Consider the following 21,977-nt stretch of genomic DNA (forward strand, 5'->3'; position numbering starts at 1 on the left):
AGGAGAGGGGAATGGCACAGCTTATCACGATCCTGGTCCTGGTCTTCTCAGCCTGGTGGCTCTACCGTCGCTTCGTCTCCGATGCCCGCAAGCTCGCCGAAAAGTCACGCCGCGCCGAAAAAGAGCGCCAGACCGGCGCGATCGGCACGCTGGTCAAGGACCCGGTGACCGGGGAGTATCGGCTGAAGCGGGATGAAGAGTAGGAACAGCCTTGGATCTGCCCATCCAGCCGCCACGTAAGCTTGGGTGGGCTGGGCACCCCCTCTGTCCTGCCGGACATCTCCCCCACAAGGAGGGAGATCGGCTGGGCGTGACGGCTTCCCCAAGCAACTGAGTATTGTGATTGTCGCTGCCGTTCGAGAGGGAGCGATGGTCAAGCCTCTTGCCAATCTCCACCCTTGTGGGGGAGATGTCCGGCAGGACAGAGGGGGGTGCCTAGCCCACCATCGCTGGATTGAGGTTAGGGGCAGTTAGATTCCGCTTGCAGATCGGTTCGACCCCGACCGCCGCAAAACCCTTGACCCCTGCCGCCCTCCATGGCACCTGTCGCGCCGATCTATCAAGTCAGCGGTGCCATCCCATGTCAGCTATCCCAGACCATATGAACCCGAAGCGCTCCTTCCAGGCGCTGATCCTGACCCTGCATAGCTACTGGGCGGACAAGGGTTGCGCGGTGCTGCAGCCCTACGACATGGAAGTCGGCGCCGGCACCTTCCACCCGGCCACCACGCTGCGCGCCCTCGGCCCCAAGCCCTGGAAGGCCGCTTACGTCCAGCCGTCGCGCCGTCCGTCCGATGGCCGTTATGGTGAGAACCCGAACCGCCTGCAGCATTATTACCAGTACCAGGTCATCCTGAAGCCGAACCCGCCCAATCTTCAGGAGCTTTACCTCGGCTCGCTGGCGGCAATCGGTCTCGATCCGCTGCTGCACGATATCCGTTTCGTCGAGGACGACTGGGAAAGCCCGACGCTCGGCGCCTGGGGCCTCGGCTGGGAATGCTGGTGCGACGGCATGGAAGTCTCGCAGTTCACCTATTTCCAGCAGGTCTGCGGCATCGAATGCGCGCCGGTCGCGGGCGAACTGACCTATGGTCTCGAGCGCCTCGCCATGTATGTCCAGGGCGTCGACAATGTCTACGACCTGAATTTCAATGGCCGCGAGGGCGACGAGAAAATCAGCTATGGCGACGTCTTCCTGCAGGCCGAGCAGGAATATTCGCGTCACAATTTCGAATTCGCCAATACCGAGATGCTGCATCGCCACTTCGTCGACGCCGAGAAGGAATGCCGGGCGCTGCTCGATGCCGGCGCCCCCGGCCAAAGCGACAATCAGCGCCTGCACAAATGCGTCTTCCCCGCCTATGACCAGTGCATCAAGGCCAGCCACGTCTTCAACCTGCTCGACGCCCGCGGCGTCATCTCGGTGACCGAGCGCCAGAGCTATATCCTGCGGGTGCGCACGCTCGCCAAGGCCTGCGGCGAAGCCTTCCTGCTGACCGACGCCGGCGGCGTTAATCTGTCGAAAGAGGCGGCGTAAAAGCCGTCTCGAAAAATTTCTTCAGCTTCTGAAACTATGCTTCTTTTGCTTAAAGCGTCCGAACATTATCTTATCGATGTTTCGATCATGTATAGGTTCGGTCTGTCTTTTGAAAAGCGACATTGTTTATTTTCAGATCGCATTTGAAAATTGCGCAGGCGGGATGCCGCGCTTTCTCTCATGGCTCATGTCATGCGCAATTCTTGTCTTGCTGACCTCATGCAGCGATTTTGACAAAGAGTTCACCGTCCAGTCGGCAAAAACCACGATCGAAGTCTCTACCGACGGCACTGCCTTTGTGTCGGAAAGCTTCGATATCCTGGTCAAGAAGGCGACAAACTACGGTGGCGTTTACGTCGACATTCCTCAGCGTTTCAAGGATTCGTTAGGCAGCGTTCACTGGCGGGATTTCGTTCTGGTCGCCGCCCGGCGTGACGGATCCGACGAATATTATTTCAAAGAAAACAACGTGCCCGGCTATTCTATTTACGTCGGTAAGGAACACTGCAGAAGCTGCCCAGCGGATATCGTCACCGGCGTCACAAAGATCCAGATCTCGTACCGGCTCGGCCGCCTAGTCCGTCAGGAAGGCGATCGTCAGATTCTTTTCTTGCCGGCCTATATGGGGCATGTCCACGGCCAAGGCGCGCAAAAGACACTTGCTCTAAGGGTGCCGCCCGGCGGAACGCTACGCCCTTTGCGCAATATTCCGGGGGCCTATGACGTCATACAGAAGGCACCGGATGAAATTGTGGTGTCTATTGCGGCGGGCAAAGGGGATCGGATTCTGCCGGACGTCGAGGTCGAATATCCCGGAGGAACTTTTTCGGGCGGAACGAGCGACAGCCGCGTGTGGCGGTGGCTCTCCGATCACTTTCTCCCATTCCTCAGCATTTTAGGGCCGCTGATCGTCGGCCTGGTTGTTATCCTCAAATTTCGACCTTCGTGGCTTTTGCCTGCACCATTGATAGCGGTCGACACTAGAATGACGGAAAGCATATCCCCCGCTCTGGCAGCCTATCTGTTCCGGGACTGGAGGGCGGACGCGGCAAAAGCGGCCTTCATGGCGTCTGTCTGCCATCTCGCAGTGAAACGAACGCTTCGCATTTCCAGCCTGGATGAGGATGCGGAGGCTTCTGACTTGTTGGCAAAGCACGAGCGCAGGAAGGGCAAGCCGGGTCGCGCCAAATGGTACAGTCTCCCGGCTGCGACGCGCTTGGTATTTGGGCGAATTGGAAGGGAGCGGCCTGTCGGTGATCGGCGCAGACTTAAAAACGCCAGGCCTGATGTGAGGGCTGAATTGCATAGGACAGTCGCTGAGGAGTATCGGAAGATCAGAGGCATAGATCGGTGGAGCTTGATCGCTGTAGTTTCGATTTTGGCTCTTGGCATTGCCGTCTCTCGTTATTCTGGCCTTTTTACCTTTTCTGCGGCGATCTGCGGCATATTGTTTATACCTTTGATAGTTTTAATGATGTTCCGGCACCCAGAGCGGTTCCCCGTACCAATCGACGGCTTCCAACGGTTCAAGCGGGCGGTTGGCCTGATTGTGGGTTTCCCGACGCTGATGATTTTCGCAATTTCCTATATTTGCACGACTGAGGTTATTAGCGAACAGCGGCCATATCTGGCGGCGATCTTGTTGGATATCGTCGGCATCGTGATTATTCTGGGAATGCTGCGCATGCCTACGCCGAAGCAGCAGCAGATCCATAATAATATGCTTATTTTGAATCGTTATTTCCGTGGCGAGATCGATGGCCCGGCAATGTCGGTCGAGTGCTACGAGCACTATCTGCCGTTCGCAGTCGCGCTTGATGCCGAGCACTACTGGACCGAACGCTTCAATTTCTGGCGGGAGAGCGAGAAGATGGATGCCTATGCCCCTGATTGGCGCATAAGTTCCTAGATTGGGCGGCAGTATCAAAGTCTCATCGAAATCCGCCGAAGAATGACTGCGCCAAGATGACTTTGTTATGCCGAATCACTAACGTGCGATCATCAAATCGGGGAGCTCATCTGCATGTACGTGATACTGGGTATTATCGTTGTCATCGCACTCTACGTCGTCTTCATCTACAACGGCCTGGTTCGCTCACGGCAGATGGCGGAGGAAGCCTGGTCGGGCATCGATGTGCAGCTGAAGCGCCGTGCCGATCTGATCCCGAACCTGATCGAGACGGTCAAGGGTTATGCCGCCCATGAGAAGTCGACGCTCGAAGAGGTGGTTGCGCTCCGCAACAAGGCGCAGGCCGTACCATCGGGCGATGTTGCCGGCAGGGCGCAGGCGGAAGGCCTGCTCGGCCAAGCGCTCGGCCGGGTCATCGCGCTCGCCGAGGCCTATCCCGATCTCAAGGCCAACCAGAACTTTGCCGAATTGCAGGCTTCGCTGGAAACCATGGAAGGCGAGCTGCAGATGGCGCGCCGCTATTACAATGGTGCGGCCCGCGATCTGAACGTCAAGGTCGAAAGCTTCCCCTCCAATCTCGTCGCCGGCCAGTTCGGTTTTGCCAAGCGGGACTATTTCGAAATCACCAACGAGGCCGATCGCGCCGTCCCCAGCGTCAAATTCTGACGATCCGGCATTTTGCCTTTGCGAGAAAGCGGTTAAGAGCAAGGGCAGATTGCGGCCGATAAGGCTCGCCCAGAACAGGATGATTTTAGGCCGGGTCGGCCTAAAATCTGAATCCCGTTCTAAATTAAAGAGTTAGAGCATGATGTCATGAGAAAACCGCTCACACTTTTCGGCATCATGCTCTAGGGACGGAAGACACAGCATGACACGCACAGCCAAACTCACGATCATCCCGCCGGGCAAGCCGCTTTCGGGCCGCGCCATGCCGCCGGGCTCCAAATCGATCACCAATCGAGCCCTGCTGCTCGCCGGCCTTGCCAAGGGCACGAGCCGGCTGACCGGCGCGCTGAAGAGCGACGATACGCGTTATATGGCCGATGCGCTGCGTGCGATGGGTGTTGCGATCGACGAGCCCGACGACACCACCTTCGTCGTCACCGGCAGCGGCAGGCTGCAGCCGCCGAAGGCGCCGCTCTTCCTCGGCAATGCCGGCACGGCGACACGCTTCCTGACGGCAGCGGTTGCTTCTGTCGACGGCACGGTTGTCGTCGATGGCGACGAACATATGCGCAAGCGCCCGATCGGTCCGCTGATCGATGCGCTGAAATCGCTCGGACTGGATGCCGAAGCCCCGACCGGTTGCCCACCCGTGACGGTACGCGGCAACGGGCATTTCGCTTCGGGCCGCGTCGAAATCGATGCCGGCCTGTCCAGCCAGTATGTGTCGGCGCTTCTGATGGCCGCACCGCTTGCCCAGCCGGGTGCGAACGCGCCTGTCACGATCGCGCTCGCCGGTACCGATATTGGCGCGCGCGGCTATGTCGATCTCACGCTGGCGGCCATGGAGGCCTTCGGCGCCAAGATGGAACAGCTCGATGCCGCAACCTGGCGCGTCGCCGCGACCGGCTATACCGCCGCCGATTTCGTCATCGAGCCGGATGCATCCGCCGCGACCTATCTCTGGGCGGCCGAAGTGCTGAGTGGCGGCGAGATCGATCTCGGCGTGCCGAACGATGCCTTCACCCAGCCGGATGCCAAGGCCTACGAAACGATCGCCAAATTCCCGCATCTGCCGGCCGAAATCGATGGCTCGCAGATGCAGGACGCTGTTCCGACGATCGCCGTGCTTGCCGCTTTCAACGAGACGCCGGTCCGCTTCGTCGGCATCGCCAATCTGCGCGTCAAGGAATGCGACCGCATCCGGGCGCTATCGACGGGGCTCAACAATATCCGCGAAGGCCTGGCTGTCGAGGAGGGCGACGATCTGATCGTCCAGTCCGATCCTGCTCTCGCCGGTCAGACGCTGCCGGCCGAGATCGATACCTTTGCCGATCATCGCATCGCCATGAGTTTCGCGCTCGCCGGCCTGAAGATCGACGGCATCACCATTCTCGATCCCGATTGCGTCGGCAAGACCTACCCCGCCTATTGGCGGACGCTCGCCGCCCTCGGCGTGACATATCGGGACAATGATTGACGGAAACGCAGCCGAGGCTGCCGGCGGGAGACAGGGATGGGGCGTCGGTTTTTCGGATTTTGTTTTGCACTGCTCTTGATGCTCGCGGCGCCGGCGGCCTTTGCCGCCGAGGTGATCGACAGTTTCGCCTCCGACATCGCGCTCGAAAAAAGCGGCGCGATGAAGGTAGCGGAAACGATCACCGTCAATGCCGAGGGCAACCGGATCAATCACGGCATCTTCCGTGATTTCCCGCTCTATTTCACCGATGCCGCAGGCCGCCGCCGCAGCGTCGATTTCGATATAGTGTCGGTCACGCGCGACGGCGCGGACGAGCCCTGGCACACGGAATCGATTTCGGACGGCATCCGCATCTATGCCGGCTCCGCCGAGGTGACGGTGACACCGGGCCGCCACCGCTATGTCTTTACCTACAAGACCAACCGCCAGATCCGCTATTTCGACGATCATGACGAACTTTACTGGAACGTCACCGGCAATGGCTGGCTCTTCCCGATCCGCTCGGCCACGGCGACGGTGACGCTGCCGCCTGGTGTCAGCGCGACGGAGACCACCTTCTTCACCGGCCCTCAGGGCGCCAGGGGAAAGGACGCCAGCGTGAGCGAGACCGGGGCCAGCCTTATCTTTTCCACCACCGCACCGCTCGATGCCAAGGAAGGGCTGACTTTCGCGATCCGCATGCCGAAGGGCTCGATCGATCCGCCGAGCGCGGATATGGAAAGCAGTTGGTGGCTCAAGGACAACCGCGATTATTTCATCGGCTTCGGCGGCCTGATCCTGGTTTTCGCCTATTATCTCAGATCATGGCTGAAGGTCGGCCGCGATCCTGCCCGCGGTGTCGTCGTACCGCGCTGGGACGCGCCTGACGGCATCTCGCCGGCGCTGGTCAATTACATCGACAATAAGGGCTTCTCCGGCGGGGGCTGGACGGCGCTTTCCGCCACGGCGCTCAATCTGGCGGTCCGCGGTTACGTCAAACTCGAAGACCTGAAGAATTCGATCATCATTCGCGGCACGGGCAAAGCGCTCGGCAAGGAGAAATTCCAGGCCGGCGAGAGCGAACTGCTGAGGGTTGCCGGCGGCGCCGGTGCGACGCTGACGATCGACAAGGCCAATGGCGAGCGGGTGAAATCCGTCGGCCAGTCCTTCCGTTCGGCGATCGAGAAGGAACACCGCGGCAAATATTACAATGCCAATCTTGGCTATACCATAGGCGGCATCGCGCTCAGCGCCGCCGCCCTGGTGACGCTGTTCGTCTTTGGCTCGCTGGAGCCGGACACGATCGCGCTGATACTGATCCCGACCGCCATCTCGGTCTTCGTTGCGGTTTTTGTTGCCGGCTTCGTCCGGTCGCTGCATCGCGGCAGTTCGCTGTTCGGCAAGATCATTGCCATCATCGCCGCAGCGATCGGTGTTTTCGTCGGCATCGGCATCCTGTCGGCCATGGTCCTGGCGCTCGCCTCCTCGCTGGTGAAGCTGCACGAAACGCCGATGCTCTTTGCCGTCGGCGGTATCGTGCTGCTCAACATCCTGTATTTCTTCATCATGGGCGCACCGACGCCGCTCGGCACCAAGATGATGGACGGGATAGACGGTCTGCGCCAATATCTGACGCTGGCCGAAAAGGACCGGATGAACACGGCTGGCGCCCCGCAAATGTCGCCGCAGCACTTCGAGACGCTGCTGCCCTATGCGGTGGCGCTCGGCGTCGAGAAACCCTGGTCGCGCACCTTCGAGGCCTGGCTGGCGGCCGCTGCTGCCGGTGCCGCCGCGGCCTATGCGCCCGGCTGGTATTCCGGCAATTTCAACAGCGGCAGCTTCTCCGATCGCATCGGCGGCTTTTCCTCGTCGATGGCCTCGACGATCGCCTCGACCATACCCGCGCCGCCGCCGTCGAGCTCATCCTCCGGTTTTTCCGGCGGCGGTTCGTCCGGCGGCGGTGGCGGCGGCGGGGGCGGCGGGGGCTGGTAAGCTTTCGCGCTTGACCTTTCGGCCCTTGGCCCTTAACCGCCAGAGGCAAAAGGAAAGGGTGGCGCATGAAGGTTCTGTTGATCGGATCGGGCGGACGCGAGCATGCGCTCGCCTGGAAGCTGGCGCAATCGCCGTTGCTGAGCGAATTTTATGCCGCGCCCGGCAATCCCGGCATCGGCGAACATGCCGTCCTCGTGCCTGTGAATATCGAGGATCACGAAGCGGTCGCCGCCTTCTGCCGGGACAAGGCGATCGATTTCGTCGTCGTCGGCCCGGAGGCGCCGCTGGTGGCCGGTCTCGCCGACCGTCTGCGCGCCGATGGCCTGGTGGTTTTCGGCCCCTCGGCCGGCGCTGCCCAGCTCGAAGGCTCCAAGGGCTTCACCAAGGATATCTGCGCCCGCTACGGCATTCCCACCGGCGCCTACCAGCGCTTCAACAATGCACCGAAGGCCAAGGCCTATATCCGCGCTCAGGGCGCACCGATCGTCGTCAAGGCGGACGGTCTTGCCGCCGGCAAGGGCGTGACGGTGGCGATGACGCTGGATGAGGCGCTTGATGCCGTCGACGATTGCTTCGAGGGCGCCTTCGGCGCGGCCGGGGCCGAAGTCGTCGTCGAAGCCTATCTCGATGGCGAAGAGGCGAGCTTCTTCTGCCTCTGCGATGGAAAACATGCGCTGCCGCTCGCAACCGCCCAGGATCACAAACGGGTGGGCGAGGGCGATACCGGCGTCAACACCGGCGGCATGGGCGCCTATTCGCCGGCGCCTGTGATGACCGCCGAGATGGTCGAGCGCACCATGAAGGAGATCATCGAACCGACGATGCGCGGCATGGCCGAGAGCGGTCATCCCTTCTCCGGCGTTTTTTTCGCCGGGCTGATGATCACCGCGAAAGGACCGGAGCTGATCGAATACAATGTCCGCTTCGGCGATCCCGAATGCCAGGTGATGATGATGCGGCTGAAGAGCGATCTGCTGCCGCTGCTGCTCGCCACCGCCAACGGCACGCTCGATCAGGTGAAAGCCGAATGGAGCGACGATCCGGCGCTGACGGTGGTCATGGCTTCCAAGGGGTATCCCGCCGCCTACGAGAAGAACACACCGATCCTCGCGCTGCCGGATGCCGGCGAGGGTGAGAAGGTGTTTCATGCCGGCACGGCTTTGAAGGACGGCGCGCTGGTTGCGACCGGCGGCCGCGTGCTCAACGTCACCGCATCGGGCGGCACGGTCGCTGCAGCCAAGGACCGCGCCTACGCGCTGCTCGACAGGGTGAAATGGGAAAACGGCTTCTGCCGGCGCGACATCGGCTGGCGGGCGATCGAGCGCGAGACTGGCCCCGATAAAGTATAAACCGGCACGTTCTTTAAATTTTTACCCTTTCCCCTGACGGGATGGAAACAAAGCTGCGTTATACCGCTCCTACGGTAAGACGGAGGTGCGTTCATGCGTCAGATTTTCTTCGGTGCGGCAGTCCTGCTGATGGCAGGCCCGGTGATGGCCTCCTCGATCGAGGTGGTCGGTACGGCTGCCCCGCGCGCTGACGGCAGCATCGTCACCGAAAGCTGTGCCAATTGCCCGCCGCTGCAGGCCGATGCCACCAAAAAGGACTATACGGTGCCGGAACTGAAGCCCGGCGTCCTTCAGGCGAGCGAAGTCCGCGATGTCGGCGGCGAAAAGAAGATCTATCGCACCGAGGGCTGGATGGGCGGCTCGCCCGTTCTCTTCGTCAGCAAGGCGACCCCGGAAGCGATGGTTGCCGCCGTGCCGCCGGCCCCGCCCGCAGACGGGATCGACATGAACGCTACGACCGCAGCCGTCATCGGCGGTGACGTCAAGCCGGTTGTAGCAGGCATGGCTGAACGGCCGGCGAGCCTCGACACTTCCGAATTCAAGCTGCGTGTCGAAGGCAATTCCAGCAACGCCAGATAAAGTTCCCTGCCCCCGCCCGATCAAGGTTTCGATCGTTTGGGGGTCCACCGCAGGTGGGCCGAATGCACCCTCGATGAGCAGCGGGGGTGCATTCTTGTTTGATGGGCCGAGCAAGCTGAGATTTCCAACACGAGCGATATTGCGATCATCGGAAATCCGACGCTGCGCTGTATAAATTGACCCCTTGATTTTTAGGGAAATCCGCATCGTTTTTAATAAAGTTAAAGCTTTTTTATAAAGTTAGCATCAATTGTTGCTTACCGGTCGCAGCATGTTGTTTTAGCAGCAGTAGACGCGTCGCCTTGTTCGGCGCGCTCGCACAGGCGGTAGAAAACCGCACCGGAATGCAGCCATTCATTCCCGTTGCGAGGCAACATGAAAAACTTGAAAATTTCGAAGCAACTTATCTTGCTGGTCATCGGCCTGATGGTGGCCTTTGCCGTCGCCACGTCGCTGCAGATCCGCTCCTCCGTCGATGCGATCTACAAGGAGCGTTATGACATGCTCCGCGCCGAGGTTCAGTCGGCGGTTTCCGTGCTCAAGCTTTACCAGGCCAAGGTGACCGCGGGCGAGATGACGCTCGAGGATGCCCAGAAGCAGGCCTACACCACCGTCAACGGGATGAAATACGATCCCGACGGTTATTTCTTCGGCTATAGCTACGACGTCCAGATGTTGTTCCACTACGATGCCTCGAAGGTCGGGCAGAGCCTCAAGGGGCAGCCGGACAGCAAGGGCAAGCTCTACCGCGAAGAGCTGGTCAAGCTTGGACAGCAGGGCGGCGGTCTCGTCGAATTCTATTCCACCAGCAAACCGGGCGAACCGGCCGGCGATTACCGTAAGACCGCCTATGGCCAGGCCTTCGAGCCCTGGAAGGTCGTCGTCGTCACCGGCGTCTACATGGATGATCTCGATGCTCAGGTGAACAGCACGATCCTGACCGCGCTCTCCGGCAGCATCGTTTTGTTCTTCCTGGCCATGGCCGCCGCCTACGTCGTCATCCGCGGCATATCGGGACCTCTCAACAGCGTTCACGCCGCCTTGAAGGCCGTCTCCGAAGAGGACGTTTCCATTGCCATCCCGCATACCGGCATGAACAACGAAGTCGGCATGATGGCGAAGGCGACACAGTCGCTGCAGGAAAAGATCCGGGAACGCCATGCGATGTCGGATCGCGAAGCGGCCCAGCAGCTGGCGCTGGAAAACGAGCGTGAAAACAATCAGCGTCAGCAGCAGGACGAGACAGCGCTCCAGGCCCGCGTGGTGGCGACGATCGGCCAGGCGCTGGAGATGATCGCCCGCGGTGATCTCACCGTCCGCTGCGCCGATCTCGGCCAGAAATATGCCGCCCTTCGCGACAACTTCAACGATGCGCTGTCGCATCTCGAAGCCGCCATGGCCAAGGTCAGCGCCAAGGGCAGCGATATCGGCACCAGCAAGGAAGAGATCCGCCGCGCCTCCAATGAGCTGTCGCAGCGCACCGAGCGCCAGGCCGCGAGCCTTGAGGAAGCCTCGGCCGCGCTCGACGAGCTTACCGTCGCCGTCCGCCAGACGGCCGATGGCGCTCACGAGGCGAGCAAGCGCGTCCATTCCGTCAGCACCGAGGCAACCCACAGCGATGCGATCGTCGGTCAGGCGATCGAGGCGATGAGCGGCATCGAAAAGTCGTCCTCGGAGATCTCGAAGATCATCGGCGTCATCGACGAAATCGCCTTCCAGACCAACCTTCTGGCGCTGAATGCCGGCGTCGAGGCAGCCCGTGCCGGTGAATCCGGCAAGGGTTTTGCCGTCGTCGCCCAGGAAGTGCGCGAACTCGCCCAGCGCTCGGCCGCGGCCGCCAAGGAGATCAAGGACCAGATCGCCCGCTCCTCCACCCAGGTCGATCATGGCGTCCGCCTGGTCGGCGAGGCAGGCGAGGCGCTAAAGCGCATCTCCGACCAGATCAAGGCCGCCAACGAGATCGTCGCCAAGATCGCCCACAGCGCCTCCGAACAGGATACGACGCTGCGCTCGATCTCCTCGTCGGTGAACCAGCTCGACGCCGCGACCCAGCAGAACGCCGCGATGGCCGAGGAGACCACGGCATCGGCCGAAACGCTCGCCAGCGACACCGACGAACTGATCGACCTCATCCGCGGCTTCCGCGTCAGTGGTGGAAGCGCTGCCCCGGCCACGCATCAGGGGCGCCGTGCCGCTTAAACGGCGCTGAGACAATCAGAGTTTTCAGTATCCAAATCCTGGCGGCCGTCGGTTTTTCCGGCGGCCGTGTCATTTGAAGGCCTATTGCGCGCTACGGTCGATCAGTCGTTCGATCTCGCGATCGGAAAACACCTCGACGCCGGCCGCTTTCAGCGCCGCCGCCGTCACACCGTTGCCGGTCTGCCGGCGTCCGGAAAACGTGCCGTCATAGATGAATCCGGACCCGCAGGACGGGCTGCCGTCGATGAGCAACGCATAGCGGCAGCCGGTTTGCCGTGCGAGCGCCACGGCATTTTCCGCCGCCCGCAGGAACTCTTCCGTCACGTCGGCGCCCGTCAGCTCGACAACCCGCGCCGTGCCGGCCAGCACGTCCTTACCGGTCGCGCCGTTTGCAATCTCCGCCGGCGGCCGCGGCACTTGCATGCCCGCCGACATCTCCGGACAGATCGTCACCAGCCGCCCTTCAGCCCGCCATCTCTCGATCGCAGGGTGAAGCAACGGCTTCGCTTGCCCGTCATAGCGGACGGCCTGACCCATGAGACAGGCGCTGACGAGAATCCTATCTTGCATGCTTCGTTGAATAGCGCCTCGGCGGCCGCAATGCCAGGCCGCCGATGGAACTCATTCTCAGCCCGAGATCTTCGAGAAATCAGCAACCGTTCCCGTCGCCTCGCGGATCAGCCGCAGCAAAGCGAGGCGGTTGGCGCGGATCGCGGCGTCCTCGTCGTTGACGAGAACGTCTTCGAAGAAGCGGTCGACCGGGCCGCGCAGCTTGGAAAGCGCTGCCATTGCCGATCGGAAATCCTCGCTGGCGACGGCATCCGCCGCATCCCTCGATGCGCTTGATATCGCGGCGAACAGCTCTTTTTCGGCATCGAGCTTGAAGAGCGCTGCCGAAACGCCGTCGGCGATCACGGTGCCCTTCTTCTCCTCGGCGGCGAGCAACTGGGTGGCGCGCTTGGTGCCGGCGAGCAGGTTCTTGCCGTCCTCGGAGGTGATGAAGGCCGTCAGCGCTTCGACGCGACGCGCCACCATCAGCAGGTCGTCGGCCTCAGGCGTCAGCACGGCGTCGATGAGATCATGGCGGGCGCCTTGATCGCGCAGATAGACCTTGAGGCGGTCGTGGAAGAAGGAGAGGAGGTCGGCGTCCTTTGATGTCGCCAGGAGCGGCAGGCGAACCCTGCGCTCCAGCAGGATTCTGACGACACCGAGGGCGGCGCGGCGCAGGGCGAAGGGATCTTTGGAGCCTGTCGGCTTTTCATCGATCGCCCAGAAGCCGATCAGCGTATCGAGCTTATCCGCAAGAGCGACCGTGATCGCCACCTTGTCCTCCGGCACGCGGTCCGATGGGCCTTGCGGCTTGTAGTGATCCTCGATCGCCGCGGCAACCGAGGCATTCTCGCCCTGCAGCACCGCATATTTGCGGCCCATCAAGCCCTGCAGTTCCGGGAATTCGCCGACAGCCTCGGTGCGCAGGTCCGCCTTGGCGAGCACGGCAGCACGATCGACGAGAGCCGCGTCCGCGCCGGTAATTCTAGAGAGCTCCGATGCCAGCGCCCGAATGCGGGCGACGCGGGCGCCCTGCGTGCCAAGCTTGGCATGGAAGGTGACGTCAAGTGCATCGAGCTTGGCCATGCGCTGATCGAGCGGCTGCTTCAGGTCGAGGCCGAACTTTGCGGCAGATGCCTCAAGCGTCTCGAGATCCGGCAGGTTGCCCTGGTCGCGCTTCCAGAAATGCAGTGCGTCCGAAAGCCGGGCCCGCACCACCTTGCCGTTGCCGTGGACGATTTCCTTGCCGCCGTCATGCGCCTGGATATTGGAGACCAGGATGAACTTGTTCGAAAGCGTCTCTTCACCCTGTTTGCGGGTGACGAAGCACTTCTGGTTGGTCTTGATCGTCAGCCGGATGATCTCCGAGGGAATGGAGAGATAATCCTCCTCGAAGCTGCCCATCAGCACCTGCGGCCATTCGACGAGGCCGGAGACTTCCTCCAGCAGGCCTTCGTCTTCCACCAGTTCGAGGCCATTGGCGAAGGCGATGTCGCGGGCGTCGTGCAGGATGATGTCCTTGCGCCGCTCGGCATCGAGGATGACCTTGGCCTTTTCCAGGCTCGCCGCATAATCGTCGAAGCGTCGCACCGTGATCGCCTCGGGCGCATGGAAACGATGGCCATAGGTGATGTTGGAAGCGGTGAGGCCGTCGATCTCAAAGGGAATGACGGTGGTTTCTTCATGCTCCGGGCCGAAGGTGCAGACGATCGACTGCAGCGGCCGCACCCAGCGCAGCGCGCCGGGCCTCGATGATGCCTTGCCCCAGCGCATCGATTTCGGCCAGGGAAAATCGCGGATGATGCCGGGCATGACTTCGGCGACGATTTCTTCCGTCGCGCGGCCGGGCTTCGAAATCACCGCGACGTAGAAATCACCCTTCTTCGGATCGCTCACCACCTGCGCCTCGGAGACCGAGGACAGGCCGGCGCCGCGCAGAAAGCCTTCGATCGCCTTCTCGTTGGCGTCGGTGCGCGGTCCCTTGCGTTCCTCGCGCACGTCGGCCGAGCGCGCCGTCAGGCCGTGAATGTCGAGCGCCAGCCGGCGCGGCGTCCAATATTCGCGCGCGCCCTCATAGGACAGACCCGCTTCGACAAGCGCATCGGTGACGAGCTTCTTCAGGTCGCCGGCAGCCTTGCGCTGCATGCGGGCCGGAATCTCTTCGGAGCGGAGTTCGAGAAGAAGGTTTGGCATGTCACTCTTTTCCTTGCGCCCGCGGGCAGGGCGATCCAAAAACGTTGCTTCTGCTATCAAAGAATGCCGCATCTGCACAACCGCAAAAACGGCGGAGAGCGATGGGCTGGGGCAACACGCAGATGACCCCCAACCCCTTAACTTCTGCTGTGGAAACCACAGTCGGGCATTGCCTTGCCGCTTTTCGCCGCTATGGTCCCGCAACTTTCGTCGGAACAGGAAATCCCATGGCCGCTGATCTTCGTTTTCTCGCAGCCCGTATCTCGGCCGAAATCAACGCCCGGCCCGACCAGGCCAAAGCCGCCATCGAGCTGCTCGACGAGGGCGCCACCGTGCCCTTCATCGCCCGCTACCGTAAGGAAGTGACGGGCGGGCTTGACGATACGCAGCTGCGCAATCTCGCCGAGCGGCTGGTCTATCTGCGTGAACTCGAAGCCCGGCGCGACGCGATCGTTGAATCGATCACCGGCCAGGGCAAGATGACCGAGGAGCTGATGGCGAAGGTCGCCGGCGCCGAAACCAAGGCCGAGCTCGAGGATCTCTATCTGCCCTACAAGCCGAAGCGCCGCACGCGGGCTGAAATCGCCCGTGAACGCGGTCTCGGCCCGCTTGCCGAGGCGATCTTGGCCGAGCGCGGCCGGGAGCCGGCGGTGCTCGCCGAAGGCTTCATCACCGCAGACGTGACTGACGTGAAGACGGCGCTCGAAGGCGCGCGCGACATCATCGCCGAAGGTATTGCCGAAAATGCCGACCTGCTCGGCAAATTGCGCGCCCACATGCGCCAGGCGTCGCTGCTGAAGGCCAGGGTCGTCGACGGCAAGCAGGCGGCGGGCGAAAAGTTTTCCGATTATTTCGACCATTCCGAACGCTGGGCGACTGCGCCGGGCCACCGCGCGCTCGCCATGCTGCGCGGCTGGAACGAGGAGGTGCTGACGCTGACGATCGAGGCCGACGCCGAGACCGCCTCGCCGAACAAGCCCGTCGAACGCATGATCGCTGTCGCCTACGAGATCGGCGCGAGCCGCCCCGGCGACCGCTGGCTGATGGAGGTGGCGAGCTGGACCTGGCGCGTCAAGCTCTCCATGTCGCTGTCGCTCGACCTGATGCGCGAACTGCGCGAAAGGGCCGAAGAGGAGGCGATCCATGTCTTCGCCCGCAATCTCAAGGATCTGCTGCTCGCCGCCCCGGCCGGCTCGCGCGCGACGATGGGTCTCGATCCCGGCATCCGCACCGGCGTCAAGGTCGCCGTCGTCGACGGCACCGGCAAGGTGGTCGCGACCTCCACCGTCTATCCCTTCCAGCCGCGCAACGACGTGCGCGGCGCCCAGATCGAGCTCGCATCGCTGATCCGCAAGCACAATGTCGAGCTGATCTCGATCGGCAACGGCACCGGCAGCCGCGAAACGGAAAAGCTGGTGGCCGACATGCTCGCCGACCTTCCGGCGCCGAAGCCGACCAAGGTCATCGTCTCGGAAGCCGGCGCCTCGGTCTACTCCGCCTCGGCAACCGCTGCGGCCGAGTTTCCCGATCTCGACGTGTCGCTGCGCGGCGCCGTCTCCATCGCGCGGCGCCTTCAGGACCCCTTGGCCGAACTGGTCAAGATCGAGCCGAAGTCGATCGGCGTCGGCCAGTATCAGCACGATGTCGACCAGCAGAAGCTGTCGCGTTCGCTCGATGCCGTGGTGGAAGACGCGGTGAATGCCGTCGGCGTCGATCTCAACACGGCGTCGGCGCCGCTGCTGTCCCGCGTCTCCGGCCTCGGGCCCTCGATCGCCGATGCCATCGTCCGCCACCGCGACAACGAGGGCCGCTTCGAGACCCGGCGCGATCTGCTGAAGGTCGCAAGACTGGGCGGCCGCACCTTCGAGCAATGCGCCGGCTTCCTGCGCATCCCCAACGGCAAGGAGCCGCTCGATGCCTCCTCCGTCCATCCGGAGGCCTACGGCGTCGCCAAGAAGATCGTCGCTGCCTGCGGCCGCGATCTCAGGGCGTTGATGGGCGACAGCGCCGTCTTGAAATCGGTCGATCCGCGTCAGTTCATCGACGAGAAATTCGGCCTGCCGACGGTCAAAGACATCCTCTCGGAACTGGAAAAGCCCGGCCGCGACCCGCGTCCGAGCTTCAAGACCGCGACCTTCGCCGAGGGCGTCAACGAAATTTCCGACCTGAAGCCCGGCATGGTGCTGGAAGGCACGGTGACCAATGTCGCCGCCTTCGGCGCCTTCGTCGATATCGGCGTGCACCAGGATGGCCTGGTGCATGTGTCGCAGCTTGCCGATCGCTTCGTCAAGGATCCGCATGAGGTCGTCAAGGCGGGCGATGTCGTCAAGGTGCGGGTGGTCGAAGTCGACGCCAAGCGTAAGCGCATCGCTCTGTCGATGAAACGCGACGACGGTTCTTCGGCATCCGCGCCGCGTGGCGATTCTCGCGGCAACCAGGGTTCCCGGCCGCAGAACGAGCGCCGGCCCGCGGCGGCCAAACCGGAGAGCCAGGGTGCTTTCGGCGCCGCGCTCGCTGAAGCCATGAAGCGAAAATAAGGGTTTAGCCGGCATTTCGGCAAAAATGCCACAGTTTGTCGGCGTTATTTCGAGAGTGCTAATTCCGGCGCTTGTAAGGCGAAAGAGAACGCCTAAGTTGATGTGACTATCCTGTCACATTTGCGAGGCGTCCATGGCGTCGGCTTTCCTTTCGATCGTCCAGCAAATCATCAGCAAGGGTTCGTTGAGACTTACCCTTGCCAATGGCGAGACCCACATGATCGGCGACGGCACGGGTGAAACCGTTGTCGCCCGCCTTGCCGATCAGGAGGCCGAGGACGCCATCCGGCGCGACCCGACGATGAAGCTCGGCGAAATGTACATGCAGGGCCGGTTCATTCTCGAACAGGGCAATATTTACGATTTCCTGTCGCTGGTGAAGCAGAACACTACCAACGAGATCTTCGATTTTGAAATGGCGGCACTGCTCGTCGGCCGCATTGCCTTGCAGCAGCTGAAGAGCCGCATGCCGGTCAACCGCAACAAACACAATGTTGCCCATCACTACGACCTGTCGGCCAAGCTTTTCGATCTTTTCCTCGACGAGGACTGGCAATATTCCTGCGGCTATTTCGAGCCGCCGGGCATTGGCCTCGACGAGGCGCAGCTTGCCAAGAAGCGCCATATCGCCGCCAAGCTTCTGCTTGCCCCCAACCAGCGGATCCTGGAGATCGGTTCGGGCTGGGGCGGCATGGGCATGTATCTGGCGGAGGCGACGGATGGAGCCGATTTTACCGGCATCACGCTCAGCGAAGAACAGCTGAAGGTCTCGCGCGGCCGGGCTGCTAAGCGCGGCCTTGACGATCGGGTACGTTTCGAGCTGCAGGACTACCGCAGCATGACGGGACAAAAATTCGACCGTATCGTCTCGGTCGGCATGTTCGAACATGTCGGGATCGGCAATTACCCCAATTTCTTCCGCAAGGTCGCCGATCTGCTCGACGATAACGGCGTCATGGTGCTGCATTCGATCGGCCGTCCGAGGCCGAGCTTCGGCACCAACGCCTTCATCGAGAAATATATCTTCCCCGGCGGCTACATCCCTTCGGTCGGCGAGGTCCTGCCGCCGCTTGAAAAGGCCGGGCTGCTGGTCAGAGATGTCGAAATCCTGCCGATGCATTATGCCTATACGCTGCGCCATTGGCGCGAACGTTTCGTGGCGCGCAAGGCCGAAGCGGTGGCGCTTTACGACGAGCAGTTCTTCCGCATGTGGGAATTCTATCTGGCCGGTTCCGAAATGGGTTTCCGCTGGGACGAACTCTTCATCCTGCAGATCCAGATCGCCAAGAACCAGTTCACCGTTCCCGACAATCGAAACTACATTGCGCGCAACGAAGCCAAGCTGCAGGAATTCGAGGCGAGGCGCCCCCCGCTGGAAAAGGTGACCTTTTGAGCGGCGGCACCTGTGCCGGTCATAATGAAAGGGCGTGCCGATGAGCAGTGCGTTTCCCGAAATCTACCTGGTCCGCCACGGCGAAACCGAATGGAGCCGGTCCGGGCGCCATACAGGCCGCAGCGATATTCCGCTGACTGTGAACGGCGAGGCCGCCGCCCGCAAACTGACCGAACGGCTGGCCGGCCTTTCCTTCGCCGCCGTCTGGTCGAGCCCGTCGGCGCGCGCCCGCACGACCTGCGCGCTCGCCGGTTTCGGATCGGATGCAGTGATCAGGGAGGATCTCGCCGAATGGGATTACGGCGCCTATGAAGGCATCACCACCAAGGAAATCCTCGCCGGCCGCCCCGGCTGGCAGCTTTTTCGCGACGGCTGCCCGAACGGCGAGTTCGCCGCCGATGTCGGCGCCCGCGCCGACGCCGTCATCCATGCGCTTCGCGAGGCCGCCGGCACCATCCTGATCTTCTCGAGTTCGCATTTCCTGCGCGTGCTCGCCGCCCGCTGGCTCGGCCTGCCACCGGAAGGCGGCGCATATTTCTCGCTGGATACCACCAGCATCAGTGTGCTCGGTTATGAGCACGACCTGAGCGAACCGGTCATCCGCCGGTGGAACCAGAGATAGGGCGACTGCAAAGGGGCCACACGGCATGCCTTTCATTGAGCGCCCTTTGTCTCCGTGGTTAACATTGAGGTAACGACCTCACGATAAATGTAGCCACCGCCGCCCTCCGCGGCTTTGTTTTTGCGTTTTTCTGGAGTGCGGACGTGTCTCATCGATCGGTCCTATCGATTTCTTTAGCTATTGCCCTTTCATCCCCAGCTTTGGCGCTCGCGCAGGAAAGCGGCCAGCCCTTCTGGTCCGGCGACTGGTATCTGAGCGTTGGCGTCGCCGGTTTCTCCGCTCCGAAATTCGAAGGCTCGTCGCATAATGAATTCAAGTTCAGCCCGCTGATCTCGGTCGGCCGCCAGGGTGCAGGCCCGCGTTTTTCCTCGCGCAACGACAACCCGTCCTTCGCCCTCATCGACAAGGGCGCCTTCCGCGCCGGCCTCGTCGGCAAATTCGTCCCCTCGCGCGATGCCGGTGACGATAGTGACCTGAAGGGTTTGAGGAAGGTCAAATGGGGGGCGGAAGCCGGCGGCTTCGTCGAGGTTTACCCCACAGATTTCCTGCGCGCCCGCGCCGAAGTCCGCCAGGGTATCCGTTCCCACGACGGCATCGTCGCCGATCTCGCCGTCGATGCCTTCACCGATATCGCGCCGAACCTGCAGCTGTCGGGCGGCCCGCGCGCGACATTTGCCACCGCCGGCTATTACGACGCCTATTACGGCGTCAGCGCCAAACATGCCGCGGCAAGCGGCCTTGATCCTTACAAGCCGTCGTCGGGCATCCAGTCCTATGGCGCGGGAACGGCCATCACCTGGAAGGCGACAGAAAATCTCTCGGCCAGCTCCTTCCTCGAATATAAGCGGCTGGCCGGTCCGGCCGCCGACAGCAGCCTGGTGCGCGACCGCGGTTCGAAGAACCAGATCGTGATCGGCGTTTCGGCGACCTACAAGTTCAATTTCTCCCTGCAGTGATCAATGCATGTCGCCCGGAAGTGCGTAGCGGTTCCGGGATAACGACTTGCATCAAACATTCAATGCATGTCGCCCGGAAGCGTGTAGCGGTTCCGGGATAACGACATGCATAAGACGGAGAGATCGCTTCTTGACCGGATCGCCGGCCGGTCGCTAGATGGCGGCATGCGAGATACCGACCATCTTAACGACCGCGTTTCCGACGCGCCTTCCGACAACTGGGTCTACCGGATCCTGCCGCCATGGCTCTGGCCCTATGCGCAGCTGGCGCGCTGGGACCGCCCGATCGGCTGGCAATTGCTGATGTGGCCATGCTTCTGGTCGGCCACACTTGCCGCCAATGCGGCGATCGGCGAGGGGCTCTATTCCGGCAGCCTGCTGGTGTCGCACCTGTTCCTCTATTTCATCGGCGCGGTCGCCATGCGCGGCGCCGGCTGCACCTATAATGATCTCGTCGACCACGAGATCGACATGGAAGTGGCGCGCACCCGTTCGCGTCCGCTCCCCTCCGGCCGCGTCACGCGCGCCCACGCGAAAATCTTCATCGGCCTGCAGGCGCTGGTCGGGCTGTTCGTGCTCTTGCAGTTCAACTGGTTCACCGTCTTTCTCGGCGTGCTCTCGCTCGGCATCGTGGCGCTTTACCCCTACGCCAAACGCTTCACCGACTGGCCGCAATTCTATCTCGGCCTCGCCTTCTCCTGGGGCGCGCTGATGGGCTGGGCCGGCATTTTGGGCGGGATTTCCTTTGCGTCCGTCCTGCTCTATGCCGCCTCCGTCGCCTGGACGATCGGTTACGACACGATCTACGCCCATCAGGACAAGGAGGATGACGAACTGATCGGCGTCCGCTCGACCGCGCGCCTCTTCGGCGACAGGACGAGGCTTTGGCTGATCGGCCTTTATGGGCTGACGCTGGTGCTGATGTTCATGGCTTTCGCGCTCGCCGGCGCCAATCTCATCGCTTTCCTGGCCTTGCTCGGCGCGGCCGGCATGTTCGCCTGGCAGATCGTCCGGCTCGATATCGAGGACGCCGCCCAATGCCTGGCGCTGTTCAAATCGAACAATCGCGTCGGCCTGATCATCTTCTTCGGCCTCTTCGTCTCGCTGCTGTTTGCCATTCCCTGATTGATACGATGATGAAACGGCGAACCCGGCGCGGGCGCCGGGTTTCAGATGCTGCGAAACGAAGTGTCGCGATATCGCTCAGTGGCGGGCGATGATTTCCTTGCCTTCGATCCGCATGGCGACGCCGAGCTGGCCGGTGGTGCGGCGCACGAGGAAACGCGGGCGGCGATTGGCGAAGTAGGAATGGCGGCGGCGCGGCTTGAGATCGCTGGTACGCAGGCCGCCGATATGATCTTCGAGCGGACGGGCGACGCCGTCGGCCTCGACCATCAGCATCGGAATGCGGAAGGCTTCCGACCAGCTGCGCCAGTCGGCGGCGATGTCGCTGAGATCATGGGCGACGAGCAGCGGAATGCAGAGTTCGGGATCGGCGTGGTGCAGCTCGAGCGTGACGGTAACCTCGCCGTCGCCATGGTCGATGGCGCGGGCGGCGACGCCCTTGAAGACGCGCTTCGGCAGCGCAATCGACAGCGGCAGCCCGCTGGAAGGCAGGACCTTGCGCAGCACCGCGCCGCGTTCGTCGATAGTGATATTCACGTCATCCGAACAATCATGGATGGCGTAGCTGACCTGCTGGGGAAAGCGGGACGGATCGAGGCGTAACGTCGTGCCGGCCCAGGCCGGCTTCTTTACGGGATTGTTCATGTCATTCTACCCTTGTCTTACCTGAGAGCCGATTTCCGGTCTTCTCCTTGGGACTTTTCGTCCTCTATGGCCGACAATAGGGGCCTGCCCTTCCGTACAGCTTAAAAATTGCGGTTAAGAAAACTTTGCCTCCTCTGATGGTTATCAAAACCGAATCCGGCAGGGTTTCCGGAAGGTGAACGGTGTGCTGTGCGGAAATGATGCATCCTGAAGTAAGCCTCAGGTAAGCTTTCCATGGCAAAATGGGCTCACCAGCAGTTCGTCGTTCTT

The 21,977-nt window shown here is 61.9% G+C and carries 17 protein-coding genes; 14 read left to right on the forward strand and 3 right to left on the reverse strand.

Going from position 1 to position 21,977, the window contains the following annotated elements; translation table 11 throughout:
• Positions 1-11 precede the first annotated feature (11 nt).
• The 9 genes from GGD57_RS20735 to GGD57_RS20775 all read left to right on the forward strand — a co-directional run bounded on the left by GGD57_RS20735 (position 12) and on the right by GGD57_RS20775 (position 11,687).
• Positions 12-203 carry a hypothetical protein gene (locus GGD57_RS20735; RefSeq protein ID WP_003584596.1) on the forward strand — a complete coding sequence of 64 codons (192 nt, stop codon included), beginning with the start codon at positions 12-14 and terminating at the stop codon, positions 201-203.
• Between the two features lie 377 nt (positions 204-580).
• Positions 581-1,537, forward strand: coding sequence for a glycine--tRNA ligase subunit alpha (locus tag GGD57_RS20740; protein WP_184460486.1), 957 nt, complete (start codon positions 581-583; stop codon positions 1,535-1,537).
• A gap of 163 nt (positions 1,538-1,700) precedes the next feature.
• A complete protein-coding gene (locus GGD57_RS20745) occupies positions 1,701-3,446 on the forward strand; it encodes a DUF2207 domain-containing protein (RefSeq protein WP_184472232.1) in 1,746 nt (581 codons plus the stop codon).
• Between the two features lie 114 nt (positions 3,447-3,560).
• Positions 3,561-4,112 carry a LemA family protein gene (locus tag GGD57_RS20750; RefSeq protein WP_184472159.1) on the forward strand — a complete coding sequence of 184 codons (552 nt, stop codon included), beginning with the start codon at positions 3,561-3,563 and terminating at the stop codon, positions 4,110-4,112.
• Positions 4,113-4,314: 202 nt separating this feature from the next.
• Positions 4,315-5,589, forward strand: a complete 1,275-nt coding sequence (gene aroA, locus GGD57_RS20755) for a 3-phosphoshikimate 1-carboxyvinyltransferase (protein ID WP_184472160.1) — start codon at positions 4,315-4,317, stop codon at positions 5,587-5,589.
• A gap of 36 nt (positions 5,590-5,625) precedes the next feature.
• Positions 5,626-7,560, forward strand: a complete 1,935-nt coding sequence (locus GGD57_RS20760; protein WP_184472161.1) for a DUF2207 domain-containing protein — start codon at positions 5,626-5,628, stop codon at positions 7,558-7,560.
• Between the two features lie 65 nt (positions 7,561-7,625).
• Positions 7,626-8,909: a phosphoribosylamine--glycine ligase gene (gene purD / locus GGD57_RS20765; RefSeq protein WP_184472162.1), complete on the forward strand. Its 1,284-nt coding sequence runs from the start codon at positions 7,626-7,628 to the stop codon at positions 8,907-8,909.
• 93 nt (positions 8,910-9,002) lie between these two features.
• Positions 9,003-9,488, forward strand: a complete 486-nt coding sequence (locus tag GGD57_RS20770; RefSeq protein ID WP_184472163.1) for a plant virulence effector HPE1-like domain-containing protein — start codon at positions 9,003-9,005, stop codon at positions 9,486-9,488.
• 375 nt (positions 9,489-9,863) lie between these two features.
• Positions 9,864-11,687: a methyl-accepting chemotaxis protein gene (locus GGD57_RS20775; RefSeq protein ID WP_184472164.1), complete on the forward strand. Its 1,824-nt coding sequence runs from the start codon at positions 9,864-9,866 to the stop codon at positions 11,685-11,687.
• Positions 11,688-11,768: 81 nt separating this feature from the next.
• On the opposite strand, the gene GGD57_RS20780 is transcribed toward GGD57_RS20775, so the two are convergent.
• On the reverse strand, positions 11,769-12,257 hold the full coding sequence (locus tag GGD57_RS20780; protein WP_184472165.1) for a DUF523 domain-containing protein: 489 nt from the start codon (positions 12,255-12,257) through the stop codon (positions 11,769-11,771).
• A 57-nt stretch (positions 12,258-12,314) separates the two neighbouring features.
• Positions 12,315-14,429: a glycine--tRNA ligase subunit beta gene (gene glyS, locus GGD57_RS20785; RefSeq protein ID WP_184472166.1), complete on the reverse strand. Its 2,115-nt coding sequence runs from the start codon at positions 14,427-14,429 to the stop codon at positions 12,315-12,317.
• A gap of 227 nt (positions 14,430-14,656) precedes the next feature.
• On the opposite strand from glyS, the gene GGD57_RS20790 reads away from it, so the two are divergent.
• From GGD57_RS20790 to ubiA, 5 genes are all read left to right on the forward strand, one after another.
• A complete protein-coding gene (locus GGD57_RS20790) occupies positions 14,657-16,966 on the forward strand; it encodes a Tex family protein (protein WP_184472167.1) in 2,310 nt (769 codons plus the stop codon).
• A 133-nt stretch (positions 16,967-17,099) separates the two neighbouring features.
• Positions 17,100-18,359 (forward strand): SAM-dependent methyltransferase, encoded by a 1,260-nt coding sequence (locus GGD57_RS20795; protein WP_184472168.1) that lies wholly within the window; start codon positions 17,100-17,102, stop codon positions 18,357-18,359.
• 40 nt (positions 18,360-18,399) lie between these two features.
• Positions 18,400-18,981, forward strand: a complete 582-nt coding sequence (locus GGD57_RS20800) for a histidine phosphatase family protein (RefSeq protein ID WP_184472169.1) — start codon at positions 18,400-18,402, stop codon at positions 18,979-18,981.
• A 143-nt stretch (positions 18,982-19,124) separates the two neighbouring features.
• Entirely contained in the window at positions 19,125-19,937 is an 813-nt protein-coding gene (locus tag GGD57_RS20805; RefSeq protein WP_184472170.1) for a MipA/OmpV family protein, read from the forward strand.
• 165 nt (positions 19,938-20,102) lie between these two features.
• The gene (gene ubiA, locus GGD57_RS20810) at positions 20,103-21,062 is read left to right on the forward strand and encodes a 4-hydroxybenzoate octaprenyltransferase (RefSeq protein WP_184472233.1); all 960 of its coding nucleotides are present in this window, start codon (positions 20,103-20,105) and stop codon (positions 21,060-21,062) included.
• A gap of 78 nt (positions 21,063-21,140) precedes the next feature.
• On the opposite strand, the gene GGD57_RS20815 is transcribed toward ubiA, so the two are convergent.
• Positions 21,141-21,707 carry a DUF6101 family protein gene (locus GGD57_RS20815; protein WP_010066354.1) on the reverse strand — a complete coding sequence of 189 codons (567 nt, stop codon included), beginning with the start codon at positions 21,705-21,707 and terminating at the stop codon, positions 21,141-21,143.
• Positions 21,708-21,977 lie beyond the last annotated feature (270 nt).

It is taken from the genome of Rhizobium esperanzae (assembly GCF_014197615.1).
In the GTDB taxonomy this organism is placed as follows: Bacteria; Pseudomonadota; Alphaproteobacteria; order Rhizobiales; family Rhizobiaceae; genus Rhizobium; species Rhizobium esperanzae_A.

Coding starts and splice junctions, on each gene's coding strand:
- GGD57_RS20735 (WP_003584596.1), top strand. CDS start 12: ATGGCACAGCTTATCACGATCCTGGTCCTGGTCTTCTCAGCCTGGTGG.
- GGD57_RS20740 (WP_184460486.1), top strand. CDS start 581: ATGTCAGCTATCCCAGACCATATGAACCCGAAGCGCTCCTTCCAGGCG.
- GGD57_RS20745 (WP_184472232.1), top strand. CDS start 1,701: ATGCCGCGCTTTCTCTCATGGCTCATGTCATGCGCAATTCTTGTCTTG.
- GGD57_RS20750 (WP_184472159.1), top strand. CDS start 3,561: ATGTACGTGATACTGGGTATTATCGTTGTCATCGCACTCTACGTCGTC.
- aroA (WP_184472160.1), top strand. CDS start 4,315: ATGACACGCACAGCCAAACTCACGATCATCCCGCCGGGCAAGCCGCTT.
- GGD57_RS20760 (WP_184472161.1), top strand. CDS start 5,626: ATGGGGCGTCGGTTTTTCGGATTTTGTTTTGCACTGCTCTTGATGCTC.
- purD (WP_184472162.1), top strand. CDS start 7,626: ATGAAGGTTCTGTTGATCGGATCGGGCGGACGCGAGCATGCGCTCGCC.
- GGD57_RS20770 (WP_184472163.1), top strand. CDS start 9,003: ATGCGTCAGATTTTCTTCGGTGCGGCAGTCCTGCTGATGGCAGGCCCG.
- GGD57_RS20775 (WP_184472164.1), top strand. CDS start 9,864: ATGAAAAACTTGAAAATTTCGAAGCAACTTATCTTGCTGGTCATCGGC.
- GGD57_RS20780 (WP_184472165.1), bottom strand. CDS start 12,257: ATGCAAGATAGGATTCTCGTCAGCGCCTGTCTCATGGGTCAGGCCGTC.
- glyS (WP_184472166.1), bottom strand. CDS start 14,429: ATGCCAAACCTTCTTCTCGAACTCCGCTCCGAAGAGATTCCGGCCCGC.
- GGD57_RS20790 (WP_184472167.1), top strand. CDS start 14,657: ATGGCCGCTGATCTTCGTTTTCTCGCAGCCCGTATCTCGGCCGAAATC.
- GGD57_RS20795 (WP_184472168.1), top strand. CDS start 17,100: ATGGCGTCGGCTTTCCTTTCGATCGTCCAGCAAATCATCAGCAAGGGT.
- GGD57_RS20800 (WP_184472169.1), top strand. CDS start 18,400: ATGAGCAGTGCGTTTCCCGAAATCTACCTGGTCCGCCACGGCGAAACC.
- ubiA (WP_184472233.1), top strand. CDS start 20,103: ATGCGAGATACCGACCATCTTAACGACCGCGTTTCCGACGCGCCTTCC.
- GGD57_RS20815 (WP_010066354.1), bottom strand. CDS start 21,707: ATGAACAATCCCGTAAAGAAGCCGGCCTGGGCCGGCACGACGTTACGC.